Source organism: Novosphingobium sp. 17-62-19, from assembly GCF_002256775.1.
Lineage (GTDB): Bacteria > Pseudomonadota > Alphaproteobacteria > Sphingomonadales > Sphingomonadaceae > Novosphingobium.
The window spans coordinates 1-25,197 of sequence record NZ_NCII01000039.1 but is presented as its reverse complement, the minus strand read 5'-3'; the positions used below and the strand labels follow the sequence as shown (position 1 = coordinate 25,197).

23 protein-coding genes are annotated in these 25,197 nt (G+C 62.1%); 5 read left to right on the top strand and 18 right to left on the bottom strand.

Going from position 1 to position 25,197, the window contains the following annotated elements:
- Positions 1–118 precede the first annotated feature (118 nt).
- Positions 119–1,360 (top strand): aspartate kinase, encoded by a 1,242-nt coding sequence (locus B7X90_RS09080; RefSeq protein WP_292623741.1) that lies wholly within the window; start codon positions 119–121, stop codon positions 1,358–1,360.
- 58 nt (positions 1,361–1,418) lie between these two features.
- Here B7X90_RS09080 and B7X90_RS09075 read toward each other — a convergent pair whose 3' ends face one another.
- Positions 1,419–3,008 carry a hypothetical protein gene (locus B7X90_RS09075; RefSeq protein ID WP_292623729.1) on the bottom strand — a complete coding sequence of 530 codons (1,590 nt, stop codon included), beginning with the start codon at positions 3,006–3,008 and terminating at the stop codon, positions 1,419–1,421.
- Positions 3,009–3,024: 16 nt separating this feature from the next.
- A complete protein-coding gene (locus B7X90_RS09070; protein ID WP_292623727.1) occupies positions 3,025–3,714 on the bottom strand; it encodes a pentapeptide repeat-containing protein in 690 nt (229 codons plus the stop codon).
- Positions 3,715–4,036: 322 nt separating this feature from the next.
- Here B7X90_RS09070 and B7X90_RS09065 point away from each other — a divergent pair, with 322 nt between their 5' ends.
- Both B7X90_RS09065 and B7X90_RS09060 read left to right on the top strand, forming a co-directional pair.
- Positions 4,037–5,047, top strand: a complete 1,011-nt coding sequence (locus tag B7X90_RS09065; RefSeq protein ID WP_292623726.1) for a nitronate monooxygenase — start codon at positions 4,037–4,039, stop codon at positions 5,045–5,047.
- 6 nt (positions 5,048–5,053) lie between these two features.
- Entirely contained in the window at positions 5,054–6,274 is a 1,221-nt protein-coding gene (locus B7X90_RS09060) for an MFS transporter (protein ID WP_292623725.1), read from the top strand.
- 75 nt (positions 6,275–6,349) lie between these two features.
- On the opposite strand, the gene B7X90_RS09055 is transcribed toward B7X90_RS09060, so the two are convergent.
- Together B7X90_RS09055 and B7X90_RS09050 are read right to left on the bottom strand one after the other, a co-directional pair.
- Complete coding sequence (locus B7X90_RS09055; RefSeq protein ID WP_292623738.1) at positions 6,350–6,907, bottom strand: HNH endonuclease; 558 nt, start codon at positions 6,905–6,907, stop codon at positions 6,350–6,352.
- A gap of 247 nt (positions 6,908–7,154) precedes the next feature.
- Positions 7,155–8,570, bottom strand: a complete 1,416-nt coding sequence (locus B7X90_RS09050) for a M20/M25/M40 family metallo-hydrolase (protein WP_292623724.1) — start codon at positions 8,568–8,570, stop codon at positions 7,155–7,157.
- Between the two features lie 183 nt (positions 8,571–8,753).
- On the opposite strand from B7X90_RS09050, the gene gyrB reads away from it, so the two are divergent.
- A complete protein-coding gene (gene gyrB, locus B7X90_RS09045; RefSeq protein WP_292623723.1) occupies positions 8,754–11,276 on the top strand; it encodes a DNA topoisomerase (ATP-hydrolyzing) subunit B in 2,523 nt (840 codons plus the stop codon).
- A gap of 44 nt (positions 11,277–11,320) precedes the next feature.
- On the top strand, positions 11,321–11,530 hold the full coding sequence (locus B7X90_RS09040) for a hypothetical protein (protein ID WP_052242259.1): 210 nt from the start codon (positions 11,321–11,323) through the stop codon (positions 11,528–11,530).
- Between the two features lie 12 nt (positions 11,531–11,542).
- On the opposite strand, the gene B7X90_RS09035 is transcribed toward B7X90_RS09040, so the two are convergent.
- The 14 genes from B7X90_RS09035 to B7X90_RS08970 form a co-directional block, all read right to left on the bottom strand.
- Entirely contained in the window at positions 11,543–12,295 is a 753-nt protein-coding gene (locus B7X90_RS09035; protein WP_292623721.1) for a ribonuclease T2, read from the bottom strand.
- Positions 12,247–12,648: a hypothetical protein gene (locus B7X90_RS09030; protein ID WP_292623719.1), complete on the bottom strand. Its 402-nt coding sequence runs from the start codon at positions 12,646–12,648 to the stop codon at positions 12,247–12,249. The genes B7X90_RS09035 and B7X90_RS09030 overlap by 49 nt, the downstream gene beginning before the upstream one ends.
- A gap of 12 nt (positions 12,649–12,660) precedes the next feature.
- On the bottom strand, positions 12,661–13,527 hold the full coding sequence (nadC, locus tag B7X90_RS09025) for a carboxylating nicotinate-nucleotide diphosphorylase (protein WP_292623718.1): 867 nt from the start codon (positions 13,525–13,527) through the stop codon (positions 12,661–12,663).
- A gap of 43 nt (positions 13,528–13,570) precedes the next feature.
- Positions 13,571–14,368: a LytTR family DNA-binding domain-containing protein gene (locus tag B7X90_RS09020; protein WP_292623716.1), complete on the bottom strand. Its 798-nt coding sequence runs from the start codon at positions 14,366–14,368 to the stop codon at positions 13,571–13,573.
- A gap of 96 nt (positions 14,369–14,464) precedes the next feature.
- A complete protein-coding gene (locus B7X90_RS09015) occupies positions 14,465–15,610 on the bottom strand; it encodes a histidine kinase (RefSeq protein ID WP_292623714.1) in 1,146 nt (381 codons plus the stop codon).
- A 39-nt stretch (positions 15,611–15,649) separates the two neighbouring features.
- Entirely contained in the window at positions 15,650–16,447 is a 798-nt protein-coding gene (locus B7X90_RS09010) for a DsbA family protein (RefSeq protein WP_292623713.1), read from the bottom strand.
- 10 nt (positions 16,448–16,457) lie between these two features.
- On the bottom strand, positions 16,458–17,813 hold the full coding sequence (locus tag B7X90_RS09005; RefSeq protein ID WP_292623732.1) for a M48 family metalloprotease: 1,356 nt from the start codon (positions 17,811–17,813) through the stop codon (positions 16,458–16,460).
- A gap of 19 nt (positions 17,814–17,832) precedes the next feature.
- The gene (locus B7X90_RS09000; RefSeq protein WP_292623712.1) at positions 17,833–18,789 is read right to left on the bottom strand and encodes an alpha/beta hydrolase; all 957 of its coding nucleotides are present in this window, start codon (positions 18,787–18,789) and stop codon (positions 17,833–17,835) included.
- 41 nt (positions 18,790–18,830) lie between these two features.
- Positions 18,831–20,201 (bottom strand): hypothetical protein, encoded by a 1,371-nt coding sequence (locus B7X90_RS08995; protein ID WP_292623730.1) that lies wholly within the window; start codon positions 20,199–20,201, stop codon positions 18,831–18,833.
- Positions 20,202–20,291: 90 nt separating this feature from the next.
- Entirely contained in the window at positions 20,292–21,164 is an 873-nt protein-coding gene (locus B7X90_RS08990) for a CoA ester lyase (RefSeq protein ID WP_292623710.1), read from the bottom strand.
- A complete protein-coding gene (locus B7X90_RS08985) occupies positions 21,161–22,420 on the bottom strand; it encodes an MFS transporter (RefSeq protein ID WP_292623708.1) in 1,260 nt (419 codons plus the stop codon). The genes B7X90_RS08990 and B7X90_RS08985 overlap by 4 nt, the downstream gene beginning before the upstream one ends.
- Positions 22,420–22,845 carry a DUF2141 domain-containing protein gene (locus B7X90_RS08980; protein WP_292623707.1) on the bottom strand — a complete coding sequence of 142 codons (426 nt, stop codon included), beginning with the start codon at positions 22,843–22,845 and terminating at the stop codon, positions 22,420–22,422. Before B7X90_RS08980 ends, B7X90_RS08985 begins: the two co-directional genes overlap by 1 nt.
- Positions 22,842–23,552 (bottom strand): sterol desaturase family protein, encoded by a 711-nt coding sequence (locus B7X90_RS08975; RefSeq protein ID WP_292623705.1) that lies wholly within the window; start codon positions 23,550–23,552, stop codon positions 22,842–22,844. Before B7X90_RS08975 ends, B7X90_RS08980 begins: the two co-directional genes overlap by 4 nt.
- Positions 23,553–23,907: 355 nt before the next feature.
- Positions 23,908–25,197, bottom strand: a 1,290-nt coding sequence (locus B7X90_RS08970; RefSeq protein ID WP_292623703.1) for a dicarboxylate/amino acid:cation symporter, incomplete at its 5' end; no start/stop codon positions are given.

Below are 25,197 nucleotides of genomic sequence, written 5' to 3'. Positions count from 1 at the left end.
CAGAGGTTGCATTGCTCATAACCCGTCCCTAAAGCGCCCGCGCCGCATGGTCCACTGGCCTTGCGGGAAAGATTCTTTCGTAGACCAAGCTGGGAGCAAGACCTTGGCCCGCATCGTGATGAAATTCGGCGGCACCTCGATGGCCGGAACCGAGCGCATCCGCCGCGTGGCGCGCATTGTGCAGCGCCAGCAGGCAGCCGGGCATGAAGTTGCGGTAGTCGTTTCGGCCATGGCTGGAGAGACCGACCGCCTCGTCAACTTCTGCCGCGAAGCCAATCCGCTTTACGATCCCGCCGAGTACGATGTGGTCGTGGCAAGTGGAGAGCAGGTGACGTCGGGACTTCTGGCGATGCACTTGCAGGCGCTGGGCTGCAAGGCGCGTTCGTGGCTGGGCTGGCAGGTGCCGATCAAGACTGACGATGCCCACGCCAAGGCCCGCATCGAGGACATCGATGCCGATGCCCTGATGGCCAGCATGGCTTCGGGCGAAATTGCCGTGATCCCCGGCTTTCAGGGCGTTGCCCCTACTGGTCGCGTAACCACGCTGGGCCGTGGCGGGTCTGACACTTCGGCGGTGGCCGTGGCAGCGGCGGTGAAGGCTGATCGCTGCGACATCTACACCGATGTCGACGGCGTCTACACCACCGACCCGCGCATCGTGGCCAAGGCGCGCAAGCTGAAGAACGTGACTTACGAGGAAATGCTCGAACTGGCCTCGGTCGGTTCGAAAGTTTTGCAGACCCGCTCGGTCAGCCTTGCCATGAAAGAAAGCGTGCGCGTGCAGGTGCTGTCCTCATTCATCGATGACGATGCGCCCGCCGCCGACACGATTCCCGGTACTATGATCGTTTCCGACGAGGAACTTGAAGGACTTGATATGGAACGCCAGCTGATCACCGGCATCGCTGCCGACAAAAACGAAGCCAAGATCACCCTGACGCGCATCGCCGACCGCCCCGGCGCGGTTGCCGCGATCTTCGGGCCATTGGCTGCTGCCAACATCAACGTCGACATGATTATCCAGAACATCGCCAAGGATCGTGGCGAGACCGACGTGACGTTTACCGTGCCAATCTCCGACCTCGCCCGCACGCAGGCGCTGCTCGAAGAGCGCAAGGATACGATCGGTTACTACCGGATGCTGGCCAACAGCAAGGTTGCCAAGATCACCGTGGTGGGTGTGGGTATGCGCAGCCACGCAGGCGTTGCTGCCACGATGTTCCGCGCTCTTGCTGATCGCGGCATCAACATCCAGGCCATCACCACCAGCGAGATCAAGGTTTCCGTGCTGATTGACGAGGATGAGACCGAACTGGCTGTCCGCGTGCTGCACACCGCCTATGAGTTGGACAGCGAATAAGCCGCATTTCCGTCTCCCGCATTGAAAGCCCCGGCTGAAGAGCCGGGGCTTTTTGCGTTCAGGGCCGCTCAAGCGTGAAGGCGGCTAGCTGGCGGATGGGTTGGTCGGGCCGCGCATCAGCGTACCAGACAAACCAACGTGCTTCGAGCCGCGCGGGATTACCGCCATTGGCGGCGATGGCATCGCGCAGCGCAGCTTCCAGCTTTGCCGGGGAATGCCCGCGCACATCGGCGGTGACGGCAAGGACCGGGCAGGGATCGCTTCCTTTTATCCGTGGAACGATAAGTGCGCGCGGGGCAAACGTATCGGCATATCGACCGGCGACGAGAGGGAAGGCGATGAAGCGATGGCCAGCTTGCGGATCGTAGTAGCCGAAACGCTCCTGCAGCATCACGCGCACGCCCTCACCCGTGGCAAGATCGATCTTGTCCGCAGCAGGTACATCGCGCAGCACGGGAATCACCGCGCCGCGGCAACCTGAATGGCTGGCAAGAAAATCGGCAAGGCCGCGAAAATCAGCGCGGGCGGGGAGTGGACGCAAGCCCTGCCAGGTCAACAACCATCCGGCGGTGAGCGCCACGGCAGCTAGTGATACAACCTGACCAAGGCGCGGGAAGGCACGCAACGCGCGGTCCATCAGCCCAATCAACCCGCACCAGCCCAGTACCAGCCCAACTTGCGGCCCGCGATAGTTGAGGCTTGGCACGATCAGTGTCACAAACAGGCCTGCCAGCACCACCATGATCGGCCCCGCCAGCAGCGCTGCGTCGTGAAGCAAGGTCTGCCGGTCTTCTGCATCAGCAAAACCCCGGCGCAGGGCCAGCACGATTGCCGCGCACGCCGCCAACAGGGTCGGGCCGAGCAGCATGGGCAATCCCGCCGAGCGCAGCCCGATCAGGACATGGGTGCGCAAAAAGCCCGGTTGCGGATCGAAGAGCAGGCCGGACGAGCCGAAATCGTGGAACAACAGCACTTGCGCGAGATAGGCGCCGCCCGCCAGCGTCGTCCCCGCCAGCGCTGCAAGGGCAATCCGCCAATGATCGGGCCGGACCACAATAAGCGCGACGCACAGCAACGCCGCTGCATAGAGCGCAAACAGGTGTGTGGCGGCAGCAAACGTAGTCGCAAGAAAAAACACGGCCCGCCAACGGGGCAGCCTTTGCGCTGACATTTCAGCCACCAGCCGCGAAGAAGCAAGCGCGGCGAGCGCCAGCAGCAAGGCGGCAAGGGCATAGGAGCGCACTTCGCCCGCATGTTCGAACCAGAAGCGGCTTGTAACCACCATCATGGCCACGAAAAGGCGCGGCAGAAGCGCAATTTCGCGGCGCGGGAGCAGAACCAGTGCGACGATCAGGCCCACTGAGCAGAGCGCAGGCAAGAGCCGAGACACCACCTCGCCAAGACCGAACAAGTGCGTCCAGCCCCACAGCAGCGCATAAAACGTGGGTGGATGCGTGTCCCACGCCGCCAGCGTCAGCATCGGCCCGAACGCAGGCATCCGCGCCAGGTTCATCGAGAACAACTCATCCTGCCAGAAGCTGTTGATCGCAAGGCTTGCCCAGAGCCGCCACAGCGCCAAGGCGATGATGACAAGTGCAATAGCGCAAGCCGTGCGCGAGATCAGGCGCTGCATTTGCATCTTGTCCACGCCCCCTTCGCTGTTGCTACCGTATGAGCAAGCCCCAGCCCGAAAGCAATTGCTCGGCCTGTTCGCGCGATATCACCGCGCCGCGAAATACGCGGGCATCTTCCAGTTGCAGCCCGCCAAGATCAGCCCCGCGCAGGTCCGCACCCATGAATTGCGCGCCGTCCAGATTGGCCTCACGCAAAGAGCAGCCTTCCAGCACCGCCCCGCGAAAATCACACTTGCTGAGGTCAGCCTGCGCAAGATCGAGCCGCTTGAGCACTTCTTTCCGAAACGACAGGCCGGGCAGCCGCGCGCCGACGAGCAACACTTCATCAAACACAAAGCCCATGCCTTTGGCCAAGTGGAAGTCAGCACCAGTCAACCGCGTAGATGTGAAACGGGTTGATGCAATGTTGGCGCGGCGAAAGGCGGCATTGTTGAAATCGCAGGCAGAAATCTGCGCCTCACCAAAGTCTGCCCCGGTGAAATTGGCAAACGGACCCTTGCACCCGCGCCACTGTGTGCCCCCCAGCTTCGCGCCAGTGAAGTCTGCGTGGCGCAAAGTGCAGCGCTCAAACGTCCAGCCTGACAGATCGAGCTTAGACCAGTCCACCTCGTCCAGATCGCAATCGATCAGGTGGTGCGGGCCTTGACTGGCAAGGTCGGCCAATGCGGCGCGGCCAAGGGTCTGGCCTGTCCATGTGCGGGTGGGTGAAGGATCGCTCATGACACGGCCCTACGGTAACCTTCCCGCAGGCCAAAGCAAAACCCCGCCTCCCGGTCCGATCCTGAACCGAAAGGCGGGGTGCGACCCGGAACCTGCCCGATGAGGGGGGAGATTGAGCATTTCGGCCCCGGGTGTTGTAAGTGCTTTCAGTGACTGCGTTTCCGGCTGCCTGTGATCGGAATAGTGCTGGGTCGCTGATTGGTAAAACGAGTTAAAGCGGACACAGTGATCGCTCAAGGCTATCAAGGCGCAAGTCATGCCTTGTTGCCGACACGAACCGGCCCTAAAGCGCGGCGAAATTTCCGGACGGGAACCGACTTCTATGACTTCCAGCCCCAAGACTTCTGCCATGATGCGTCGCGGCGCGGAGTTCCTAGGAACCGAACATGCCATCCTGTGTGGCGCGATGAGCTGGGTGTCTGAACGCAATCTGGTGTCTGCCATCAGCAACGCGGGCGGCTTTGGCGTCATTGCTTGCGGGGCGATGACGCCTGAACTGCTGGATGCCGAAATTGCGGCAACCAAGGCGCTGACGGACAAGCCCTTTGGCGTGAACCTCATCACGATGCACCCGATGTTGTTTGATCTGATCGCGGTTTGCGCCAAACACAAAGTTGGGCATGTGGTGCTGGCAGGCGGTATTCCTCCCAAGGGTAGCGTCGAGGCGATCAAGGAGTTCGGCGCCAAGGTGCTCGTCTTTGCCCCCACGCTGGCGCTGGCGAAGAAGCTGCTGCGCTCTGGCGCGGATGCTCTGGTAATCGAAGGATCGGAGGCCGGTGGCCACATCGGCCCGGTTTCCACATCGGTCCTTGCGCAGGAATTCCTGCCTGCACTCGCCGAAGACCATGTAGTATTCGTGGCGGGCGGCATCGGCCGGGGCGAGATGATTGCCAGCTACCTCGAAATGGGTGCTTCGGGTGTGCAACTGGGCACCCGCTTTGCCTGCGCCACCGAATCCATCGCGCATCCGGCGTTCAAGGCAGCGTTCTTCCGGGGCAATGCGCGCGATGCGATTGCATCGGTGCAGGTCGATCCACGCCTGCCTGTCATTCCAGTGCGCGCGCTGAAGAACAAGGGCACCGAGGAATTCACCGCCAAGCAGGTCGAAGTCGCCAAGCGGCTCGATGAAGGGCTGATCGACATGGGCGAAGCCCAGCTTGAGATCGAGCATTTCTGGGCAGGTGCATTGCGTCGAGCAGTGATCGATGGCGATGTGGAGCGTGGTTCGGTCATGGCGGGGCAATCGGTCGGCATGGTCAACAAGGAAGAGCCGGTGGCCGACATCATCGCGCAATTGATGGCCGAAAGCGAAGCGGCGCTCTCGCGGCGCTGATCGCCCATGCAGCGGGGCCGCACTTCCTTCGGAATCGTCTTCGCGATCGTGCTGATCGACATGCTCGGCTTTGGCATCGTTTCGCCGGTGCTGCCGGGGCTGATCATGGACCTGACCCGCGTCGATATCGGCACGGCAGCAGGCTATGCTGGATGGCTGGGCGCGGGCTATGCGGTGATGCAGTTCGTATTTGCGCCCGTGATTGGCAACCTGTCAGACCGGTTCGGACGCAGGCCAGTGCTGCTGGCAGCAGTGTTGATGCTGGGCCTCAACTACCTGCTGCAAGCCGTCGCGCCCAATTTCGGTTGGCTTATCATTGGACGCTTGCTGGCGGGCATTACCGGGGCGAGCTTTTCAGCCGCCTATGCCTATATCGCCGATGTCACCCCGCCGGAAAAGCGCGCCGCCGCCTTTGGAACGATGGGGCTGGCCTTCGGTATCGGTTTTGTTGTCGGCCCGGCGCTTGGTGGATTGCTGGGATCGGTCGATGCGCGCCTGCCCTTCTATACAGCGGCGGGACTGGCACTTGCCAACGCGGCATTCGGGTATTTCTTTCTTCAGGAATCACTGGTCCCAGAAAACCGCAGGCCCTTCTTGTGGAGGCGGGCCAATGCCTTTGCAGCGTTGCAGGCGCTGAAGGGCCAAAGCCCGACGGTGCTGTGGTTCGTGGCGGCGCTGGGCATGTGGCAACTGGCACACATCGTTTATCCTGCGGTCTGGCCCTATTTCGCGATTGCGGCCTATGGCTTTACCACCGCGCAAGTGGGACTGGCATTGGCGATGGTCGGGCTTGGCAGCGCACTGGTGCAAGGCGTGGGCTTGCGGCTGCTGCTGCCTGTGCTGGGTGAGCGGCGCGCGGTGATGCTGGGCGTTGGCGGAGTCTGCGCCTCGGCAGTGCTCTACATGCTCGCCGTTGAAACGTGGCAAATCTATGTGGCGATTGCGGTAGGCTCACTGCAAGGCTTCGTGCAATCGCCCATCCTTGCGTTCAACAGCCGCGCCGTGGATGCGCGCAGCCAAGGCGAATTGCAGGGCGCGGTGCAATCCATCGGCAGCATCGCCGCGATCATCGGCCCGCCGGTCTATGCCCAAGCGCTGGAGCGGTTCAGCGGGCCAGATGCAGCATTCCAACTGCCTGCGATGCCGCTGCTGATTGCGTCAGGCGTCACCGTGATGGTGCTGCTGCTGTTCCTGAAGGGTGCCTCCCTGCTGGAACGCAAGGCATAGCGCGGGCGTCCTTCGACAGGCTCAGGACGAACGGAACTTTACACTTCAACCGCTCATGCTGAGCTTATCGAAGCTTCAACTCTCCAGTTCGACATCCCAGTAAAGCCAATCCCGCCACGTTTCGTGCAGATAGTTGGGCGGAAATGCGCGCCCGCGTTCCTGCAACTGCCACGTTGTAGGCCGGATCGCGCGGTTCATCAGGCGCATCCTTGCCTGTTCCGGTGTCCGTCCGCCCTTGCGCAAGTTGCACGGCGCACAGGCAGCCGCCACGTTCTCCCAAGACGTGCGCCCGCCCAAACGGCGCGGCACGATGTGGTCGAACGTCAGGTTCTCGTGCGTGCCGCAATATTGGCAACTGAAGCTGTCGCGCAGAAACAGATTGAATCGGGTGAATGCCGGATATTCGCTGGGGCGCACGTACTGGCGCAGCGCAATGACCGAAGGCAGCTTCATCCCGAAACTGGCGCTGTGAACCTCGCGATCATAAGTATCGATAATGTCCACGCGCTCAAGGAACACGGCCTTGATCGCGGTCTGCCACGGCCACAGGCTGAGAGGGTAATAACTGAGCGGGGTGTAATCGGCGTTGAGGACCAGCGCGGGGCAGTTCGATAGGTGCCGGTCGTTTTGCAAAACGTCGTTTATCGCGGCTTGATCGCCGCTGTGGGGCCTGGCCGAAGCCGCCCGATCAATCAGCGCCTTGTGAAGCACGTCCTGCACCGGTCCCTGAAAACGAGGGCGGGATCGCCTCCGCAGGGGCAGTCATGGCTTAGCCTCGTGACCGCTGTGTTACGCATGACCGCAAGAAACACCCCTGCGAGTCTCCCGTCAAGGGGGAGCAGGCTACACTTTCCACAGACTGCCCCCATTGCCATGCAGTTCAGCCAGCCAGCGCCTTGACCAGATCGGTCAGATATTCGCGCGCCTTGTAAAGCGATTGCACTTCGATCCGCTCATTCAGACCGTGAATGCCATTGCCATCGGGATCAAGCCAGGCACCAGGTACGCCGTAGGTGGGAATGCCCTTGAGATAGACCGCATCGGTCGCGCCAGTGAGCATCGTGGGCAGCACCAAGACGCCGGGGAAGTGTTTTGCCGCCAGCTTTTCAATCGGGCCGACAATGGCCGGGTCCATCGGTGGCACCACCGCAATCGGTTTGCCCAAAACCTTGGGCACCAGCTTCAGCGCAGGGTTGGCTACGACCTTTTCAAGAATGGCCTGCGTTTCCTCAGTCGTCCGTCCGGGAAACATGCGGCAGTTCACGTTGGCTTCGGCCCGTTGCGGCAAGGCGTTCAGCGCGTGACCCGCATCGACCAGAGTAGCAACACAACTTGTGTGCAGCATCGAATTGAGCATCTTGTCCTTGCGCAGAACAGCCAACGCCGCGCTGTCTGCGGGATTGGCCACGATGGCGAGCATGGCCTTGCCCGCCTCCCCCCCACGCGCCGCGCCCGCACGGGTGAAGAACGCGCGCGTGGTGTCGCTGAACTCGACCGGGAATTCGAACTCCCGGATTTTCAGCAGTGCTTCGGAAAGCTCGTAAATTGCATTCTCGCGCACGGGCTGCGAGCTGTGCCCGCCGGGGTTTGTGGCCGTCAGGGTGAAGTCCTGATACGCCTTTTCCCCGATCTGCAGCGTCTGCACTTCAACCTTGCCGCCCTTGGAAACCGGCGTGCCATTGGTGCGCCCGCCGCCGCCTTCGTTCAGCGCAAAGGCAGCATCGATCAGATCCTTACGGTTGTTCGCCAGCCATTCAGCGCCGTTGAACGCGCCCGATGTTTCCTCGCCGCAGGTCAGCGCCAGCTTGATCGTGCGCTTGGGCTTGTACTCCTGCTTGGCAAAGCGCACGAAAATGTCGGTCCAGATCGCGGCTTGCGCCTTGTCGTCCACCGTGCCGCGCCCGTAGAAATAGCCGTCTTCCTCGATCAGCGTGAACGGATCGCGGGTCCAGTCTTCACGCTTGGCTTCGACCACGTCGATGTGCGCGATCAGCAGCATCGGCTTGAGCGCCTTCGACGTGCCGGGGATCATCGCCACCAGCCCGCCATCCTTCGGGTGTTCGGGCACTGCAAAAGGCACGATCTGGCTGTCGGGCAGGCCCGCTGCCTTCAGCCGCACGGCCATCTTTGCAGCCGCTTCGGTGCAGCTGCCGTTGCTGACCGTCGTGTTCGTCTCCACCAGTTCCTTGTAGAGATCACGGAACGCTGCAACCTCCGGGCTGAGGGGCTGTTCCGCCGCCTGCGCGACCGACCCGATCTGTGTGGCAGCAAGCGCCGCCAGAAGCATTCTGCGCATCATCCGTGTCCCCTGAATTGTCCGGCACATCGCCGTTATTGACAGGTAATTCAGCAGAGTTGCAGCGCGTTGGAAAGTGGGCGTTTCCACCTTTCATCCATCGTGGAGCGGGATGCGCTGCGTCCTGTGTAAAACAGGCCGGATTCGCTTGGGTTTTTGCCCTTTCGTGACTATGTGCAGACGATGGCCAGTACGAATGAAAACATCCCCAACGCCAACGAATATGGCGCCGATTCCATCAAGGTCCTGAAGGGACTCGATGCAGTGCGAAAGCGCCCTGGCATGTACATCGGCGATACCGATGATGGATCGGGCCTGCACCACATGGTGTTCGAAGTTTCGGACAACGCGATTGACGAAGCGCTGGCCGGGCACTGCGATCTTGTGCTGATCGAACTCAACGCCGACGGCTCGGTTTCGGTTGAAGACAACGGGCGCGGCATTCCCACCGGCATCCATGCCGAAGAAGGCGTTTCCGCCGCCGAAGTGATCATGACCCAGCTCCACGCTGGCGGAAAGTTCGAGAACACGTCTGACGACAATGCCTACAAGGTTTCGGGCGGTCTGCACGGCGTGGGCGTCTCGGTGGTCAACGCCCTGTCCGAATGGCTGGAACTGACGATCTGGCGCGATGGCAAAGAACACTGGATGAAGTTCGCCCACGGTGATGCCGTGTCGCCGCTGATCGTGCGCGGCCCCGCGCCCGACAACGGCAAGGGCGGCGTCAAGAAGGGCACCCGCGTAACTTTCGTCGCCAGCACCGAAACGTTCAAGAACGTGCTCGAATTCGATTTCGACAAGCTGGAGCACCGCTACCGCGAACTGGCCTTCCTCAATTCGGGCGTGCGCATCCTGCTGCGTGACAAGCGCCATGAAGAGGTCAAGGAGCATGATCTCTATTACGAAGGCGGGATTGCCGCGTTCGTGAAGTATCTTGATCGCAACAAGGCGGCGCTGATGCCGGAACCGGTGGCGATTTCGGCCGAACGCGATGGCGTGGGCATCGAAGTCGCGCTGGAATGGAACGACAGCTACTACGAAAACGTGCTGTGCTTCACCAACAATATCCCGCAGCGCGATGGTGGCACGCACCTGGCCGCGTTCCGCGCCGCGCTCACCCGCACGCTGAACGGCTATGCCGAACGCTCAGGGATGCTGAAGAAGGAAAAGGTGTCGCTGACTGGCGATGACATGCGCGAAGGGCTCACCGCCATCGTTTCGGTCAAGCTGCCTGACCCCAAGTTCTCCTCGCAGACCAAGGACAAGCTGGTCTCCTCCGAAGTGCGCCAGCCACTCGAAAGCCTGATGGCTGACAAGATGTCGGAATGGCTGGAAGAAAACCCCGGCCACGCCAAATCGATCATCCAGAAGGTGATCGATGCCGCTGCCGCGCGCGAAGCAGCCAAGCGCGCGCGTGAACTGACCCGGCGCAAGGGCGCGATGGACATTGCCTCGCTCCCCGGCAAACTCGCCGATTGTCAGGAACGCGATCCCGCAAAGTGCGAACTGTTCTTGGTCGAGGGTGACTCCGCAGGTGGCAGCGCCAAGCAGGGGCGTGATCGCAAGACGCAGGCGATCCTGCCGCTAAAGGGCAAGATCCTCAACGTGGAGCGCGCGCGGTTTGACCGGATCATTTCGTCCAAGGAAGTCGGCACGCTGATTCAGGCGATGGGCACCGGCCTGCGCGATGAATTCAACATCGAAAAGCTGCGCTATCACAAGATCGTGATCATGACCGACGCCGACGTTGACGGCGCGCACATCCGCACGCTGCTGCTCACGTTCTTCCACCGCCAGATGCCCGAAATCATCAAGGCCGGTCACCTCTTCATCGCCCAGCCCCCGCTCTACAAGGTCGCCAAGGGCCGCAGCGAAGTCTATCTCAAGGACAATGCCGCGCTTGACCGCTATCTGGTTGAAGCCGGGCTTGCTGGCCGCGTGCTGGAAACCTCTGGCGGTGCGCGCAGCGGACCTGATCTTGAAGCGCTGGTCGAACATGCGCTGCGCCTGCGCAGCCTGATGGGCTTTGTAACGCGCCGCTATAACCCCACGATCATCGAAGCGCTGGCGCTGTCCGGCTCACTCGAACAGGCAATGCCCGCCGCCACGCGCGATGCAGCGCTGGCCCGCGCAGCGGACTGGCTGGGCCGGGGCGATCTCGAAGCACGCTGGAGCGTGGAAGTATCGGAAGAAGGCGGCTACCATGTAAAACGCGTGTGGCGCGGCGTAACCGATCACCACATGATCGAAGCCGGCTTCCTGATGAGCGCCGAGGCACGCAAGATGGCCAAGCTCGCGGCGGAAAACGCCGACGTTTATGCTGGAATGGCCCGTCTGGTTCGCGCCAGCACCGCCGCCCCCGAACCAGAACCGGCAGTTGTCGCTGACGGCGAGGAAGAAGCCCCCGCAGCGCCCGCGGCCAAGGTCAAGGATGCGATCACGCGTCCATCCGAACTGCTCGATGCCGTGTTCGCAGGCGGCCGCAAAGGCCTCTCAATCCAGCGCTACAAGGGCTTGGGTGAGATGAACGCGGACCAGTTGTGGGAAACCACGCTGAACCCCGACATCCGCTCGCTGTTGCAAGTGAAGGTCGAGGACGCTGACGTGACCGACGAAATCTTCACGCGCCTGATGGGCGACATCGTGGAGCCGCGCCGCGAGTTCATTCAGGAAAACGCACTCAACGTGGCCAATCTGGACGTCTGACTTTGGCTTTCACTGACGAAATCCCGTGGGATCAACCTGCCACGATGATCGACCTTGAAGGCCGCGCGCCGATTATCGGCACGATCCGTGACTGCGCACTGCACTACGGTCTGTACAAGCCTCACGCACGTGACAACGCGCGGGTGTTGCTGACCAAGCCGATCCACCGTGAGGGCCGGGCAACACGCACGTGGCTGCTTGATCCATCGGAAATCGCCGAACTGGCCGACAGGCTAGCACGCGAGACGAACTAGTCGCGCCAGCTGTCAGAATGATCGCCAGATCTTGACCGGCACCGTATTGGCTGGGCCACTGCCGGTAGGGCAGCGCATCGGCTTGAACGCACGCGAATAGCACACGTGAACTTCGCGCAGCCAGCCGTTGCGGCCGACCAGCAGACGGAACATGTCCGGCTTAAGGCGCGGATTGGCAAGCGCCATTGCCTGTCGCACCTTGCCTGCATTCAGCCCCTCAGTGCGTGAAAGGCGCGCCATGTCGGGGAATTGCAGCGTCTGAAACAGCGCGCGGCCTTTGTCGAAATAGGCAGCGGGATCAGCGCTCATGCACGTGCCATGTTTGGCCCATTCGTGCATCATCAGATCGGCAGAGGGCGTGGTGCAGAAATTGCGGCGCAAGGTCTGCGCATCGGGCAGGCGGCGCGATGGGCAGTATTGCGGGTATTTGCCGTTCCGCCCATCGGGCCAAAGTCCGTGCAGCACGAAGCCGAAGCGCCCCTGCTTGCCCGAACATTGCGTTGCGTGGCGCGGATCGGCCTTGCGGGTGCGGCAGAACTCGGGCGACCAGCTGGCGGCAAGGGTATAGCCGGTTATCGGCGTTACGCGCGGCGGTGCGTCCGGTTCGGGCAGGGCAGGCACGCTGATCTGTTGCGGCACTTCGCATTGCCAGCCCTGCGCAATCGCAGGTGTGGCAAGGATCAGAGCGAGGAAAGTGAGCAAGCGGCGCATTCCGGTCAGTCCGCCTTGCTCTGCTTCAACCAAGCGCTGGAGGCAGGCAGCCACATCAGCACGCCTGCTGCCAGCATCAGCAGAATCGCCAGCGCCGAGACTATCGCGAATGGCATACCGATCATCGTGGCCACCACCGGGATGCCGCCAATGCCGATCACATCAAGTGCGATGATCACCGAAAGGAACCAGCGCGCAATAGGTTGGCGCCCGCGTGACACAACGAGTGCGAGGCCGATTGCTACAAGTGCATTGGCGAACGGCCCGATCATCACCTGAAGCGTGCTGATTTCCAACGCTATCGCCATCGCGCCCATGTTTGCAGCGACATTGGCGATGCGCATCAGTTGGCTAAGGATCACGCCGCCTTCGAAGAGGCGGATGGTCATGGGGCACGGGTCGGTCATGAACGGTTTCTCTCAGCCCAGCGGGGTGAAGTCTAGGCCGATGTCGGCAGCGGGCGCGCTTTGCGTCAGACGACCGACCGAAACGTAATCCACGCCCGAAGCCGCAATCGCCCCGATCGTGTCGAGCCGAACCCCGCCCGAAGCCTCGCACGGCACCCGGCCTGCAACCAGCGCCACGGCCTGTCGCAGCAGGTCAGGCCCCATGTTGTCGAGCAGCAGGCGGGTTGCGCCTGCGGCCAGCGCAGGTTCGATCTGGTCGATGCGGTCCACTTCGCAGATCACGTCCCTCACGCCCGCAGAGAGCGCACGGCGCACCGCTTCTCCAACGCCGCCCGCGACGAGAACATGGTTGTCCTTGATCATCGCCGCATCCCACAGGCCCATGCGGTGGTTGGTCCCGCCGCCCGTGCGCACCGCGTACTTTTCCAAGTGACGCAGGCCGGGGATGGTCTTGCGGGTATCAAGCAGGCGAGCCGTGGTCTCGCCCATGGCATCTACATACTGCCGTGTCAGCGTAGCCACGCCAGAAAGGTGCTGCACAGTGTTGAGTGCGCTGCGTTCTGCGGTGAGCATCGCACGGGCGTTACCCTCCAGCCGCATCAGATCCGAACCGGGAGCGACGCGCGCGCCTTCCTCAACCAGAATTTCGATGGTCATAGCAGGATCAAGCGCGCGGAAAAACGCAGCCGCAATGGGCAGCCCGCAAACCGTGATCGCATCGCGGCTGTCCATAACCCCGGTAAAGCGTGCGTCTGCCGGGATCACACTTTCGCAGGTAACGTCAAGCCCGCCACCGGGAAGGCCTTCGCCCAGATCCTCGGCAAGCGTGGCGGCGACGAAGGCTTCCAGATCGAAGCCGGGGATGGAGAAGCTGCTCATGTGCAGCCCAATACCACCCCCGTCGTTTGTGTCGAGAAAAGTGTCAGTGGACGAAACGCGCCACCACATCACGATAGGAACGTGAAACCTTCACTTCCGCACCCGAATCCAGCACGAGGAAGCATTCCCCGTTGGTATGCGGCTTCACCTGCCGCACCTGATCGAGGTTGACGATCTTCGAGCGGTGGACCCGCTGGAACACGCGCGGATCAAGGCGGCGCTCAAGGTCTTTCATCGTTTCGCGCAGGATCAGCGAATTGTCGCCGGTGTAGATGCACATGTAATCACCCGCAGCCTCGATGCGCTCAATCGTGTCCACATCCACGCGGAAAATCTTGCCGCGATCCTTGATGTTGATGAGCTTTTCAAAGCGACCGGCAACCAGTTCGCCCTCGTCCTCAATCTCGGGCATGGAACCCGGCGCGACTTCTGCCAGCACCGACTTCAGCTTGTCGGCTTCTTCGCGTCCGCGCTTTTCCGAAATGCGGGTGCGGGCACGGTCAAGCGCGTCGGCAAGACGGTCTTCCTCGACCGGCTTGAGCAGGTAATCGACAGCATTGGCCTCGAACGCTTTGATCGCGTGTTCGGAATAGGCGGTGACGAAAACGAACAGCGGTGGATCAATCTCCATCACGCCTTTCACCACGGAAAACCCGTCAAATCCGGGCATCTGGATGTCGCAGAACACCAGATCGGGCTTTTCCGTCTTGATCTTGCGGATCGCCTCCCGCCCGTTCGAACAGGTGTCGATCACCTCGACATCGGGGAAGGCCTGAAGGCGGAGCTGGAGGCCCTGAATGGCCAGTTTCTCGTCATCGACGAGGATGGTGCGGATGGTCATGCGAATCCTTTGTGCATCACGTTGCGCCCCCGTGACGGTTCCCTGTTGGGGATATACTGATGGCAGGACGGTGCAGACGGCAGTCGGTTCCCGAAATCATGCGCCAACTCCCACGGGCTTGCGCACCGGGATTGCCGCAGGCGCACCCGGCTTGGCCTCGAACGGCAATTCCAGCACGACCTGAAAGCCGCCTTCCGGGCGGTCAGAAATGTCGAAACGCTGATTCTCACCATAGGCCTGCGCCAAACGGTCGCGGATGTTGGCAAGACCTATGCCGGTGCTGTCGCTGCTCACGCCCAATACCGTTGAAGGATCGGTGCCTGCTGGCAAGCCCGGCCCGGTGTCCGACACGGTGACCCGCAGCATCGGGCCGACGAGTTGCGCCTCAATCGTGATTTCAGCGCCATATTCCAGCGGGCCGACAGCGTACTTGATTGCATTTTCAACCAGTGGCTGCAGCAGGAGCGAGGGCATCAGCGCATTGCGCACAGCATCGTCGATGCGAAATTCGGTCCGCAGCCGCTCTTCAAAGCGCATACGTTCGATATCGAGGTAGAGCTTGAGCGTCTCGATTTCCTGCGCGACGGTGACCCTCGCGGTCGGCTCATTGACCAAGGTGTATCGCAGGAACGAAGACAGGCGCGAGAGCATCGCGTTGGCCGGTTCAGTCTGCTTGAGCAGCACAAGCGTGGAAATCGAGTTCAGCGTGTTGAACAGAAAATGCGGGTTGAGCTGATAACGCAACATGGCCAACTGGGCGCTGGTCGCCTGCGCCTCCAGCCGCATCAGTTGATCGTTCTGCTCTTCCACCTGCAGGAAGAAGTTGATGGCGTAATACAGGCCCGTCCACGAAATCAGCAGTGTGAGATCGAGGTAGAACACACCCAGAAACAGCTGCGCGAAGCTGGCATCACTGCCCTGACGATAGAGGCTGATGACCCACGAATCGATGAAGGCATAGAGACCCACCGCTGCGGAAAGCGACAGCGCAGTTATGCCCCATGTGACCAGCGGCCGCCGGTTGATCAGCGCGCGATAGATCACCGAGAGGAGCAGCGAGATCGAAAAGCCGGTGATCGTGGCGATGACCACGATGACGAGGAACGACCATGGCTGCGCATTGGCGATAGACGACATCGCACGCAGCAGCATCGCCCCGCCCCAGCCAAGGAACTGCAGGCGCCAGAAAGCGCGGTTCTTGTTGCCGAAGAACGGCGTGGGTCTGAACGGCAAGGCTGCCATGGGGAAGGTTGTAACCTGTTGCAGCGGCCTAGGCTACCCTCAGCCCTTGCGCGCCTGATCGATGGCAGATTGCAGCTCTTCGGGCGGGACTGCGCCGTGGACAATGCGCCCGCCAATGATCCACGCGGGCGTGCCGTTGATGCCCAGCTGGCGCGCCATTTCGAGATTGCGCTTCAGCTCGTCCTCAACGTCGGGCCGCGCGGCAAAGGCATTGGCAGAAGCCAGATCAAGCCCGGCCGCCCCGGCGGCGGCGGCAATGCTGGCGTCGGATGGCCGTGCGCCTTCGAACATGGCCTTGTGATAGGCGGGATATTTGCCCTGGGCTGCGGCGGCGAGCGCCATGCGCGCGGCAGGCGCGCTTTCAGGCGCGATGATCGGCAGTTCGCGCACAACCACGCGCAAGTCCGGGTTCCTGGCGACAAGCGTTTCGAGCGCCTTCACGCTCTGCCGACAATATCCGCACGCGAAGTCTGTGAATTCGACGAGAGTTACCTTGCCGTTCGGGTTGCCGAGGACCGCACCGGGAAAAGGCGTTTCCAATGTGCCGCGCATCGGGGCGATGCGGGCCTCAGCCTCGCGCGCCTGCAGGCGCTCCATCGCTTCGGGTAAAACTTCGGGGTGTTCGAGGATGTAGGCACGCACCAGCCCTTCAATCGCAGCCCGCTCCTTGCCGCTGATCCCGGCACTGGCGAGCGAGGCTTCCAGCTGTGCGTCATCACTGGCTGGCACCGCTGAGCGCTGGTTGGCATACCACCACCCTCCGCCCACGCCCGCAAGGGCAAACACGGCGGCAGTTGCGGCGAACAGGCCAAAGCGGCGGGGGGCGGTTTCCGTCATGATGCAAGGCCTAGCGCGATTTGCGCTGGCGTTCCATCATTGCGCGGGCGGACATCGCAATATCCTGCGCCCGCAGCCAGTCAGGCGTGCCCTTGGGCAGCGCGGCCTCAGCCGCTTCGGCGCTGCGCACGGCATTGCCCAGTTGCATGTTCATCAGTTGCTGCTCTGCGCTGGCAAGGCGTGCGCGCGGAATATCGCCCTTCGCTTCATAGACCACGCCAAGCTGGTACCACGTAAAAGGATTCTCCCGGTCGCGCACCACCGAAGCGCGCAGCACCTTTTCCGCCTCGGCAAAGTTGTCCTTGTCCTCGGTAGCGATCAGCGCATGACCGAACGTAGTGGCGATCAGCGGTGAATTTCCGGTCAGCGCCGTCGCCCGGCGCAACGGGCCAAGCGCATCGGCAGGGCGCCCGGATTCAAGCAGAATCTGGCCTTCAAGCTCAAGGAAATATGGGTTCTCAGGATCACTGGCGATCAGCGATTTCGTTTCCGCCAACGCCTTGTCGACAAAGGCTTCCTTGTGGAACGCATAAGCGCGGGCATAGCGCGCGGGCACGTCGGTCAGATATTCAGGATAGGCGCGCAGCGTGTCCTGCGGATCGGCCAAATAGCCATAAAGCTTGGCCTTCACCCGCAAGAAGCGCGCTTGCAGCGATGCTGGCGGCGGTGTGTTCCACGCTGGATCGCGCGAGTAGGAATCCTGCAACGTCGAAAGGCGGTCAGACGTCATCGGGTGGGTGCGGTAGAACTCCGCATCGGGATTGCTGCTGGCACTATAGCCATAGCGATATTCCTGATTCTGCAGCTTCTTGAAGAACTCGATCGAACCGCGACCGGAAATACCCGCCTTTGACAGGAAATCCGCTCCCGCCGCGTCAGCAGACGATTCCTGCGCGCGGCTGAAGGCCAGAAACTTGCCCATCGCCGCCTGCTGTCCGGCCATGAACACGCCCATCGCTGCATCCGCCGATCCAGCAGCAGCAGCAAGGCCGCCCAGCAGCAAAGACAGCACCGTGATGCCGGTGGCAGGCTTAAGCCCCTCGTCAAAGCGGATGATGTGGCCGCCGGTGATATGGCCAAGTTCGTGCGCGATCACGCCTTGCAGTTCGTTGACGCTGTCTGCCGCGCCGATCAGGCCCGAATGAATATAGATCGCCTGTCCGCCCGCCACGAAAGCATTGATCGAGCCATCATTGAGCAGCACGAGATCGATGGCATCGGGATTGAACCCTGCCGCCTTGAAGATCGGGGCCGACGCCTCGCGGAACATCGCCTCCGTCTCGGCATCGCGCAGCACCGATTGCGCGGCAGCGCCCTGCACGCACAGCGACAGCACGGCAATGAAGGCCAGAACGCGGGAGATAATACGGCTCACGACTGCGGGACTATCCCCCTGCCGCCTGAACCGCAACTGAAGGCGCGGTCACCCGGTCCAGAAACGGCACCACCGCATCAATCGCACGGCTATCGCGGGCAAAGGGCTGTGCAAACATCATGATGATTTTTTCGTGAGTCACGCCTTCAATCAGCACCGGCTGATTGGGCGCGCCCGCCTGAGTCAGCAGTTGCGCCAGCCGCTTTGAATTGCGTGGTTTGACGCGGGTATCGGCATCGCCCGTGACCAGCAGCATCGGTGGCGCATCCTTGCGCACGAAGTTGACCGGCTGCGTCTTCAACGGGTCGGGCGCATTGCCGAACGCGTTTATCGTGGCGTCACTATCAAGCGGCAGAAAATCGAATGGGCCAGCCAGCGCCACAGTGCCCCGGATCGCCGTGTCATCAAGGCCGACCGCCCGCAGCCACTGCGGATCTAGCGTGAGCATGGCGACGTTGTAGGCCCCGGCGGAATGGCCCATCAATGCCACGCGCGCAGGATCGCCGCCCAGCTTTGCGGCATTGTCATGCACCCACCGCACCGCCGCAGCTCCATCCTGCACCATCGCCGGGAAGCGCGCCCTTGGATAAAGCCGATAACCCGCCAGCACCACGGCATAGCCTTTTGCGCAGAACGTGCGCGCGATGAAGCGGTAGTCATGCGGATCGCCCCCGGCCCAGCTACCGCCGTGGACAAACACCAACACCGGCAAACTGCCCGTTGCACCCTGCGGCACAAACATTTCCAGCTTCTGCGCCGGGTCATTGCCATAACGCAGATCGGCGACCTGCCGCATTGCACCATCGCCGCCGTTCAGCAGCTTGTCTGCACTGTCCAGCACCGCCACGGCGTTGTTTTCCAGCGCACGGCGAAAGGTGTAGACGCCCACTGCGCCAAGCAGGACGAGGCCCAGCACCGTCCAGCCGATCCAACCCATGCGCCGTTTGCCCTTTGCCGTCCCTGCCATGCGGCATGGGCTAGCAGGGCAAAGCGCGCCGGGAAAGTCGTCTATCCGATCAGGTGGCGCGCGGCTTTTTCAAACAGGGCGGCATCACCGGCCACTTCACCCAGCGCAACGATTTCCCCGTTCTCCAGACGCCGCACCATGACCAGCGCGAACTCTTCGCCTGCGGGCGGAGCGATGTCAGCAACCTTGTGCGGGGTCAGCGCGCGCAACGATTCGGCCAGTGCTTCGGGACCGCGTTTGGCCAGCGCCTTGCCCGCTTCTTCGCGGCGCAGGCGACGTTCGGTGTTGACCACACCTTTCAACCCACCCGGTGCATCGGAAAGATAGGCGGCAAGCGCGCCCTTGCCGATGCCCACCCGCTGCGCATGGGTCAGCGCCGCAGCATATTCGGTCAGGCGCGTCTTGTCATAATCCGCACCGAACACCAGCTTGACCACCGGAGTCATCGGCGCACGGTCCTGCATCGTCAGGCCTGCATCCTCCAGCAGTTCGGCAAAGTCTTCCGGTTCAGCCAGTGCCGCCAGCGCAAAGTCCCACGCCCGGCCGATGGCGGCATAGAGCGTGGCGCGTGTGCGGTCCTCGCTAGAATTGGCAGCGAGCGCCAGTTCACGCGCAGAGGCCAGCCAGTCTGCCAGCGCTTCGGGTTCTGGCTCAACAGCCTTCACCGGAAGCGGCAGGATGTCATCATCCAGCCCGAACGAAGGTTCAGGAAACGCACCAAGATCAAGGGCCACCGGACCATCAGCCCAAGCATCGCCCGCCTCAATCAAGGGGCGGCGCGGCTGTTTCTTGACCGGCGCGGTATCCAGCGCCTGTCCGATTTCCAGCAACAACTCGTCGGTCGTCGCCTGATCCGCCAGTTCCTTCCAGTTGATCGCACCCATGATGTAATCAATGGCCGTGCCATCCGACGAGAACGGCAGCAGGATGCCGCGATAGAGGATCGTGCGGCTATGCTGGTTGACGAATTCCGCTTCAAAGCCAATCGGCGCCTGATTGGCGATAATCTGCATATAATGATCGGTAATGCGCGAAAGTAGCGAGCGGCCTGGCACATGGCTCAGCCGTTCAATGGAACTTGCCGTGCCACATTCTTCAGCCAACTTCGCGCCTACGAACGTGACCGCCGGATCTTCGATGCCATCGTCGAAATGCAGCAGTACCAGATTGTCTGCAAAGTCCGGGTACTGACCATCCAGCAAAGTCGTCGCCAACGGGAAGGAATGCTGACCCAGCAGGCTCGCCCAATAGTTGTAGGCGCGCACCTGCATCCGGCGCTCGTCCTGGCCCACGACCTGTGGCGGGGGATCGCTGGCCACATCGTCGTCGTAGCCAGTACCATCTTCGTAGCCAGCAAGGTCGAAGTCGGCCTCGACGCTGCTGTCCCGGTCGAAATCGCGCAAAGTATCCATCAAACCCACCTGGTCCCCTTTGTTCGGGAACCGGTCTGGCGCAACTTTGTGAAGAAGTGCTTAAGTTGCGCCAACAGGACTTCCGGCGCGTTAACGTTTGGCTATGGCCTCGGCCTTGGCCAGAAGCTGTTTTGCCTGCGCCAGGTGCAGCAGTTCCACCATTTTTCCGTTTATTCTCAACGCTCCTTTGCCTGCATTTGCCGGATCAGCAAAGGCTGCGACAATTCCCTCCGCTTCGGCGATGTCCTCCGCCGAAGGCGCAAACACGCGGTTGCAGAGGTCAAGTTGCGCGGGATGAATCAGCGTCTTTCCATCAAACCCCGAATCACGCGCCTGCACGCATTCCGCCTCAAGCCGCGCCTGATCCTCAATCGCGTTGCATACCCCGTCCAGGATCAGCAGCCCGTTGGCCCGCGCCGCCAGCACCGCCATCGTTAGCACCGGCATGAACGCCGCACGGCCCGGCAACTGGGCAATGCCGCTGTCCTTGGCCAGATCGTTTAGCCCCAGCACGAAGCCGCGCAACCGCGTGGTTGCCCCGCAAGCCGCGATCCGTTCCAGCGCCAGCACCGCGCGCGGCGTTTCAATCATCACCCACAGCGCAACTTCGGGCGCAAATCCGGCGGCATCCATCGCCGCAGAAAGCGCCTCGACATCTGCCGCATCGTCCACCTTGGGGGCCAGCACCGCTTCCACCGGCGCAGCGGCGAGCGCTGTCAGGTCGTCATGCCCCCACGGTGTTGCCAGCCCATTGATCCGTGCAATCAGGCGGCGATGGCCAAAGCCACCGGCCTGCGCCTCGGCCACCAGCGCGGTACGCGCATCGGCTTTCGCCTCGGGCGCAACGGCATCTTCCAGATCGAGCGCCACCGCATCGCAATCCAACGTGCGGGCCTTGGCCATCGCGCGGGCATTGCTGGCAGGCATATAGAGGACAGAGCGAAGCGGGCGGGAATCAGTCAAGGTTTGCTCTCCGGTACAGCATCAAGACGCCCTTCTTCACGCGTGGGCATCGGCGCGATAAAGTGCATGGCAAGCGAAGCGGCCAGCCACAACGCGGCAGCGTGCAGTGCGGTCGGCAGGCTGGCAATATCCGCAACCGTCCCCCACGCCCACGCACCCAGCGCCATGCCGCCAAACGTGATGGCTTGATAGATCGAAAGGCACCGCCCCAGAATGTCTTCGGGGCTGCGCAATTGCATGGCCACATTCAGGCTGGTCATCGCACAGGCCCAGCCCATGCCGCCAAGAAACGCGGCGGCGATCGCCATCGGAATGCTGTTGGCCGATGCCATCACCAGCTGCGCCGCAATGAAGATCAGCGTTGCCGCCGTCACCACCGGTTCGCTGCCAAACCGCCGCCGCACCTTGGATATGCCGATGGCGGTCAGGATCGATCCGATGCCGAATCCCCCCAGCATCAGGCCATAATCCAGTTCGGTGCCATCCAGCATGTCGCGCGCAATACTCGGCATCAGCGCCTGCAACCCCGCCGCGCCAAATCCGAGCATCAGGCCCCGCATCAGCACTTTGCGGATGGGCGAAGACCCTGCGCAAAAGCGCAATCCCCTGCCAATCGCCGCCAGCATCGGCTCGCGCACCGGGATCAGCGATTCCGGCCGCCACATCGCCAGCACCGCAATCATCCCGATATAGCTCACCGCATTCAGCCCAAACGCGATGCTCGTGCTCCACAGTGAAATGAGAATGCCGCCCAGCGCCGGGCCAACACTGCGCGCCAGATTGAACGATATGGCGTTGAGCGAAATCGCCTGCGGCAAATCCTTCGGCCCCACCTGCAACCGCACCGAAGCCTGCCACGCCGGCCCATTCAGCGCGGTGCCCATGCCCACCATCAAGGTCAGCGCCAGCAGCGAATAAGGCCCGATGTTGCCGGTGAACGAAAGCCCCGCCAGCACTGCCGAAACGATCAGCATCCCGCTCTGCGCCGCCAGCATCACGCGCCGCCGGTCAAAGTTGTCGGCAATCGCGCCCGCAAACACGCCCAGCAGCAGGATCGGGATCGTGGCCGACGCCTGCACCAGCGCCACCAGAACGTGGCTGGTGGTCAGCTCGGTCATCAGCCAGGCAGCGCCGACCGACTGGATCATCGATCCGATGTTCGAAAACAGGTTGGCGGTCCAGATCGCGCGGAACGCCGGGTACTGAAATGGCGCCAGCGCGCTTCCGGGGGCAGACGTTGCTTGCTGGATTGGCACTACAGGTAGCGAACCTTCATCTTCATCCGCATCGGCGCGCCGGTCACGTCAAATGCCGCAGCCTCAAACTTCGGGGCAGACATCTTGACCGGGGCATCGCGCGAAAAGCCAAAGCCTTCCTTCGGCAGGAACAGCGTCTTGTCCATCTTCCTGTTCCCGTTCTCGTCATGCAACAGCACGATGGCATAGCGGCCCGGCTTCACATCGCGGATCACCAGCGTGCCCGGATCGCTGGCCTTGATCGAAACAGACCGCCGGTTCGGGTCTTTGTCGCATCCTTCGGGAAACAGCTTCGGATTGCTGCTCATGCACAGCCAGACCGTGCCCTTGGCATTGCGCAGCCCTGCAATATCGACCGTGATCGTGGTCGGCGCAGGGGCATTGGCAGTAAGCAATAGCGGAGCCAGAAAAAGAGCGCGTTTCATGGGGCAGACAGTCCCTTGTCAGTGCCGCAGACCCGGTCCCAGAAACGGAAATAGAGGCCATAGTTGCAGCGGTAGAGTTCGTGGTGACGGTTATGATGGCTGGCCGTTATCAGCCAGTTCCCTGCTCCTGCCTGAACCATCCAGCGAGGGAACATCTCCCACCCCATGTGGTTGGTCACGCCCATCACCGTCATGATCAGCAGGACAAGGCCCAGCATCCCCACGTGAATCGGGATCACAAACACCAGCGCCGGGATCAGCAACGAAACCACCGCCGCCTCAACCGGGTGAAAGTTCATCGCCGCCCACGCCGTCGGCGGGCGGCTCGCATGGTGGATCGCATGAACCGCCTTGAACACCGCCGGACGGTGCATCCAGCGGTGCGTCCAGTAAAACCATGTGTCGTGGATGATCAGATAGAGCAGCAGCGAAACCGGCATCCACCACAGCGGAAGGGCCAGGGGATCGCTGTAAATCCGCGTCCAGCCATGCTGCTGCCAGCCCCACGCCACCACGCCCGCCGGCACGCCATAGATCGCCGCCGTGGCAAGGCTCCATGCGATTTCAGACCGGATCTGCTTTTCCAGCCCGCGATAGTGCCCCGGCCGCACCTTGTGCGTGGCCCAGGCAAACAGCCCGCTGGTCAGCAGATAGCGCACCGCCACAATCACGGTCATGGCCAGGGCCGAGGCAAATGCGCTGTTCATCGCGCGCCGCTAGAGCCAGATGACGTTAGATTGCACAACCGGGATTGCGTCAGGAAGCTTCTCGGCAAGGAGCGTTGTGCAGGGCGGGCTGGTTGCCCGTCCAAGCAACGTGACGCGGTCCGAGAGGCTTCCTGACGCAACCGCTTGCGGCGGGCCGCTTTTGGCCCATCGCAGCGTCAATCGTCGGTCACTATGCCAGAGCATGGCTCCCTCCTCTTTCCTTGCCCTGGGCCAAAATCGGCTCCGTCCCGGCGGTGCAATCTAACGTCATCTGGCTCTCTGCCAAGCTTTCATGGCTGCGAACAGCCCTGCCTTGGGGCAGTAAAACCACGGGCAGGACCGCCCCCTTGCGCCCTCAATTCTCGAAATTCACCGGATCAAGGTTCAGCCCCGCCCGGCCATCCGCTGCCGTATGCGCTGGCGCATGGGGCGGCTCCGCATCCGGGTCCATCGGCGGTTGCAGCATCCCTTCCCACTTGGTGATCACCGATGTCGCCACCGCATTGCCCACCACGTTCGTCGCCGTGCGCCCCATGTCGAGGAAGGTATCCACGCCCAGCAACAGCGCAATGCCCTCCAGCGGCAGGCCGAACTGCGTCAGCGTCGCCGCAATCACCACAAGGCTCGCCCGCGGCACGCCCGCAATGCCTTTCGACGTAACCATCAGCGTCAGCAGCATCGCAATCTGCTGCCCGATGGAAAGCTCGATGCCATAGGCCTGCGCGATAAAGATCGTGGCAAAGCTGGTGTACATCATCGACCCGTCAAGGTTGAAGCTGTAGCCCAGCGGCAGCACAAAGCCCGATATGCGGCGCGGCACGCCAAACCGGTCCAGCTGCTCGAACAGCTTGGGCAGCGCGCTTTCCGAACTCGCCGTGGAAAACGCCAGCAACAGCGGCTCACGGATATAGCGCGCCAATGTGAACACGCGGCCTTTCAGGAAAATCCCGCCAAGCCCGAACAGGATCACCCACAGCAGCAGCAGCCCGAAGTAGAACTCCGAAACGAACACGCCATAGGTCACCACGATGCCCAATCCGCGCGTGGCGATGACCGATGCCAGCGCCCCGAACACCGCAAACGGGGCAAAGCGCATCACGTAATCGGTGATCTGCAGCATCAGGTGGGCCAAAGCCTCGGCCCCGCGCACGATCGGCGCACCCGCCTCGCCAATGGCCGAAAGCGCCACGCCCGCAAACAGCGAGAAGACGAGGATCTGCAGCACGTTGTTCGTCGCCATCGCGTCCAGCGCGCTGGTCGGGAAAATCTCCAGCACAAAGTGGCGCAGCGTAAAGTCCGCCGTCGCCAGATCGCCCACCGGCCCCGCAGAGGTAAACTCCAGCCCCACACCGGGCTTGAACAGGTTCACCAGCAACAGGCCAAGGCTGATCGAAATCAGGCTGGCGGTAATGAACCACGCCAGCGCCCGCCCCCCGATGCGCCCCAGCGCCGCAGAATCGCCCATGCCCGCAATCCCCGTCACCAGCGTAGCCAGGATCAGCGGCGCGATGATCATCTTGATCAGATGCAGGAAGATGTCGGGCAACAGCTTCAGCATGTCCGCAATCTCGGCCAGCTTGGCATCGCCCTGCGGATAGCTGGTGTTGAGCAGGTATCCGGTCAGAATGCCCAGCACCATGGCGAT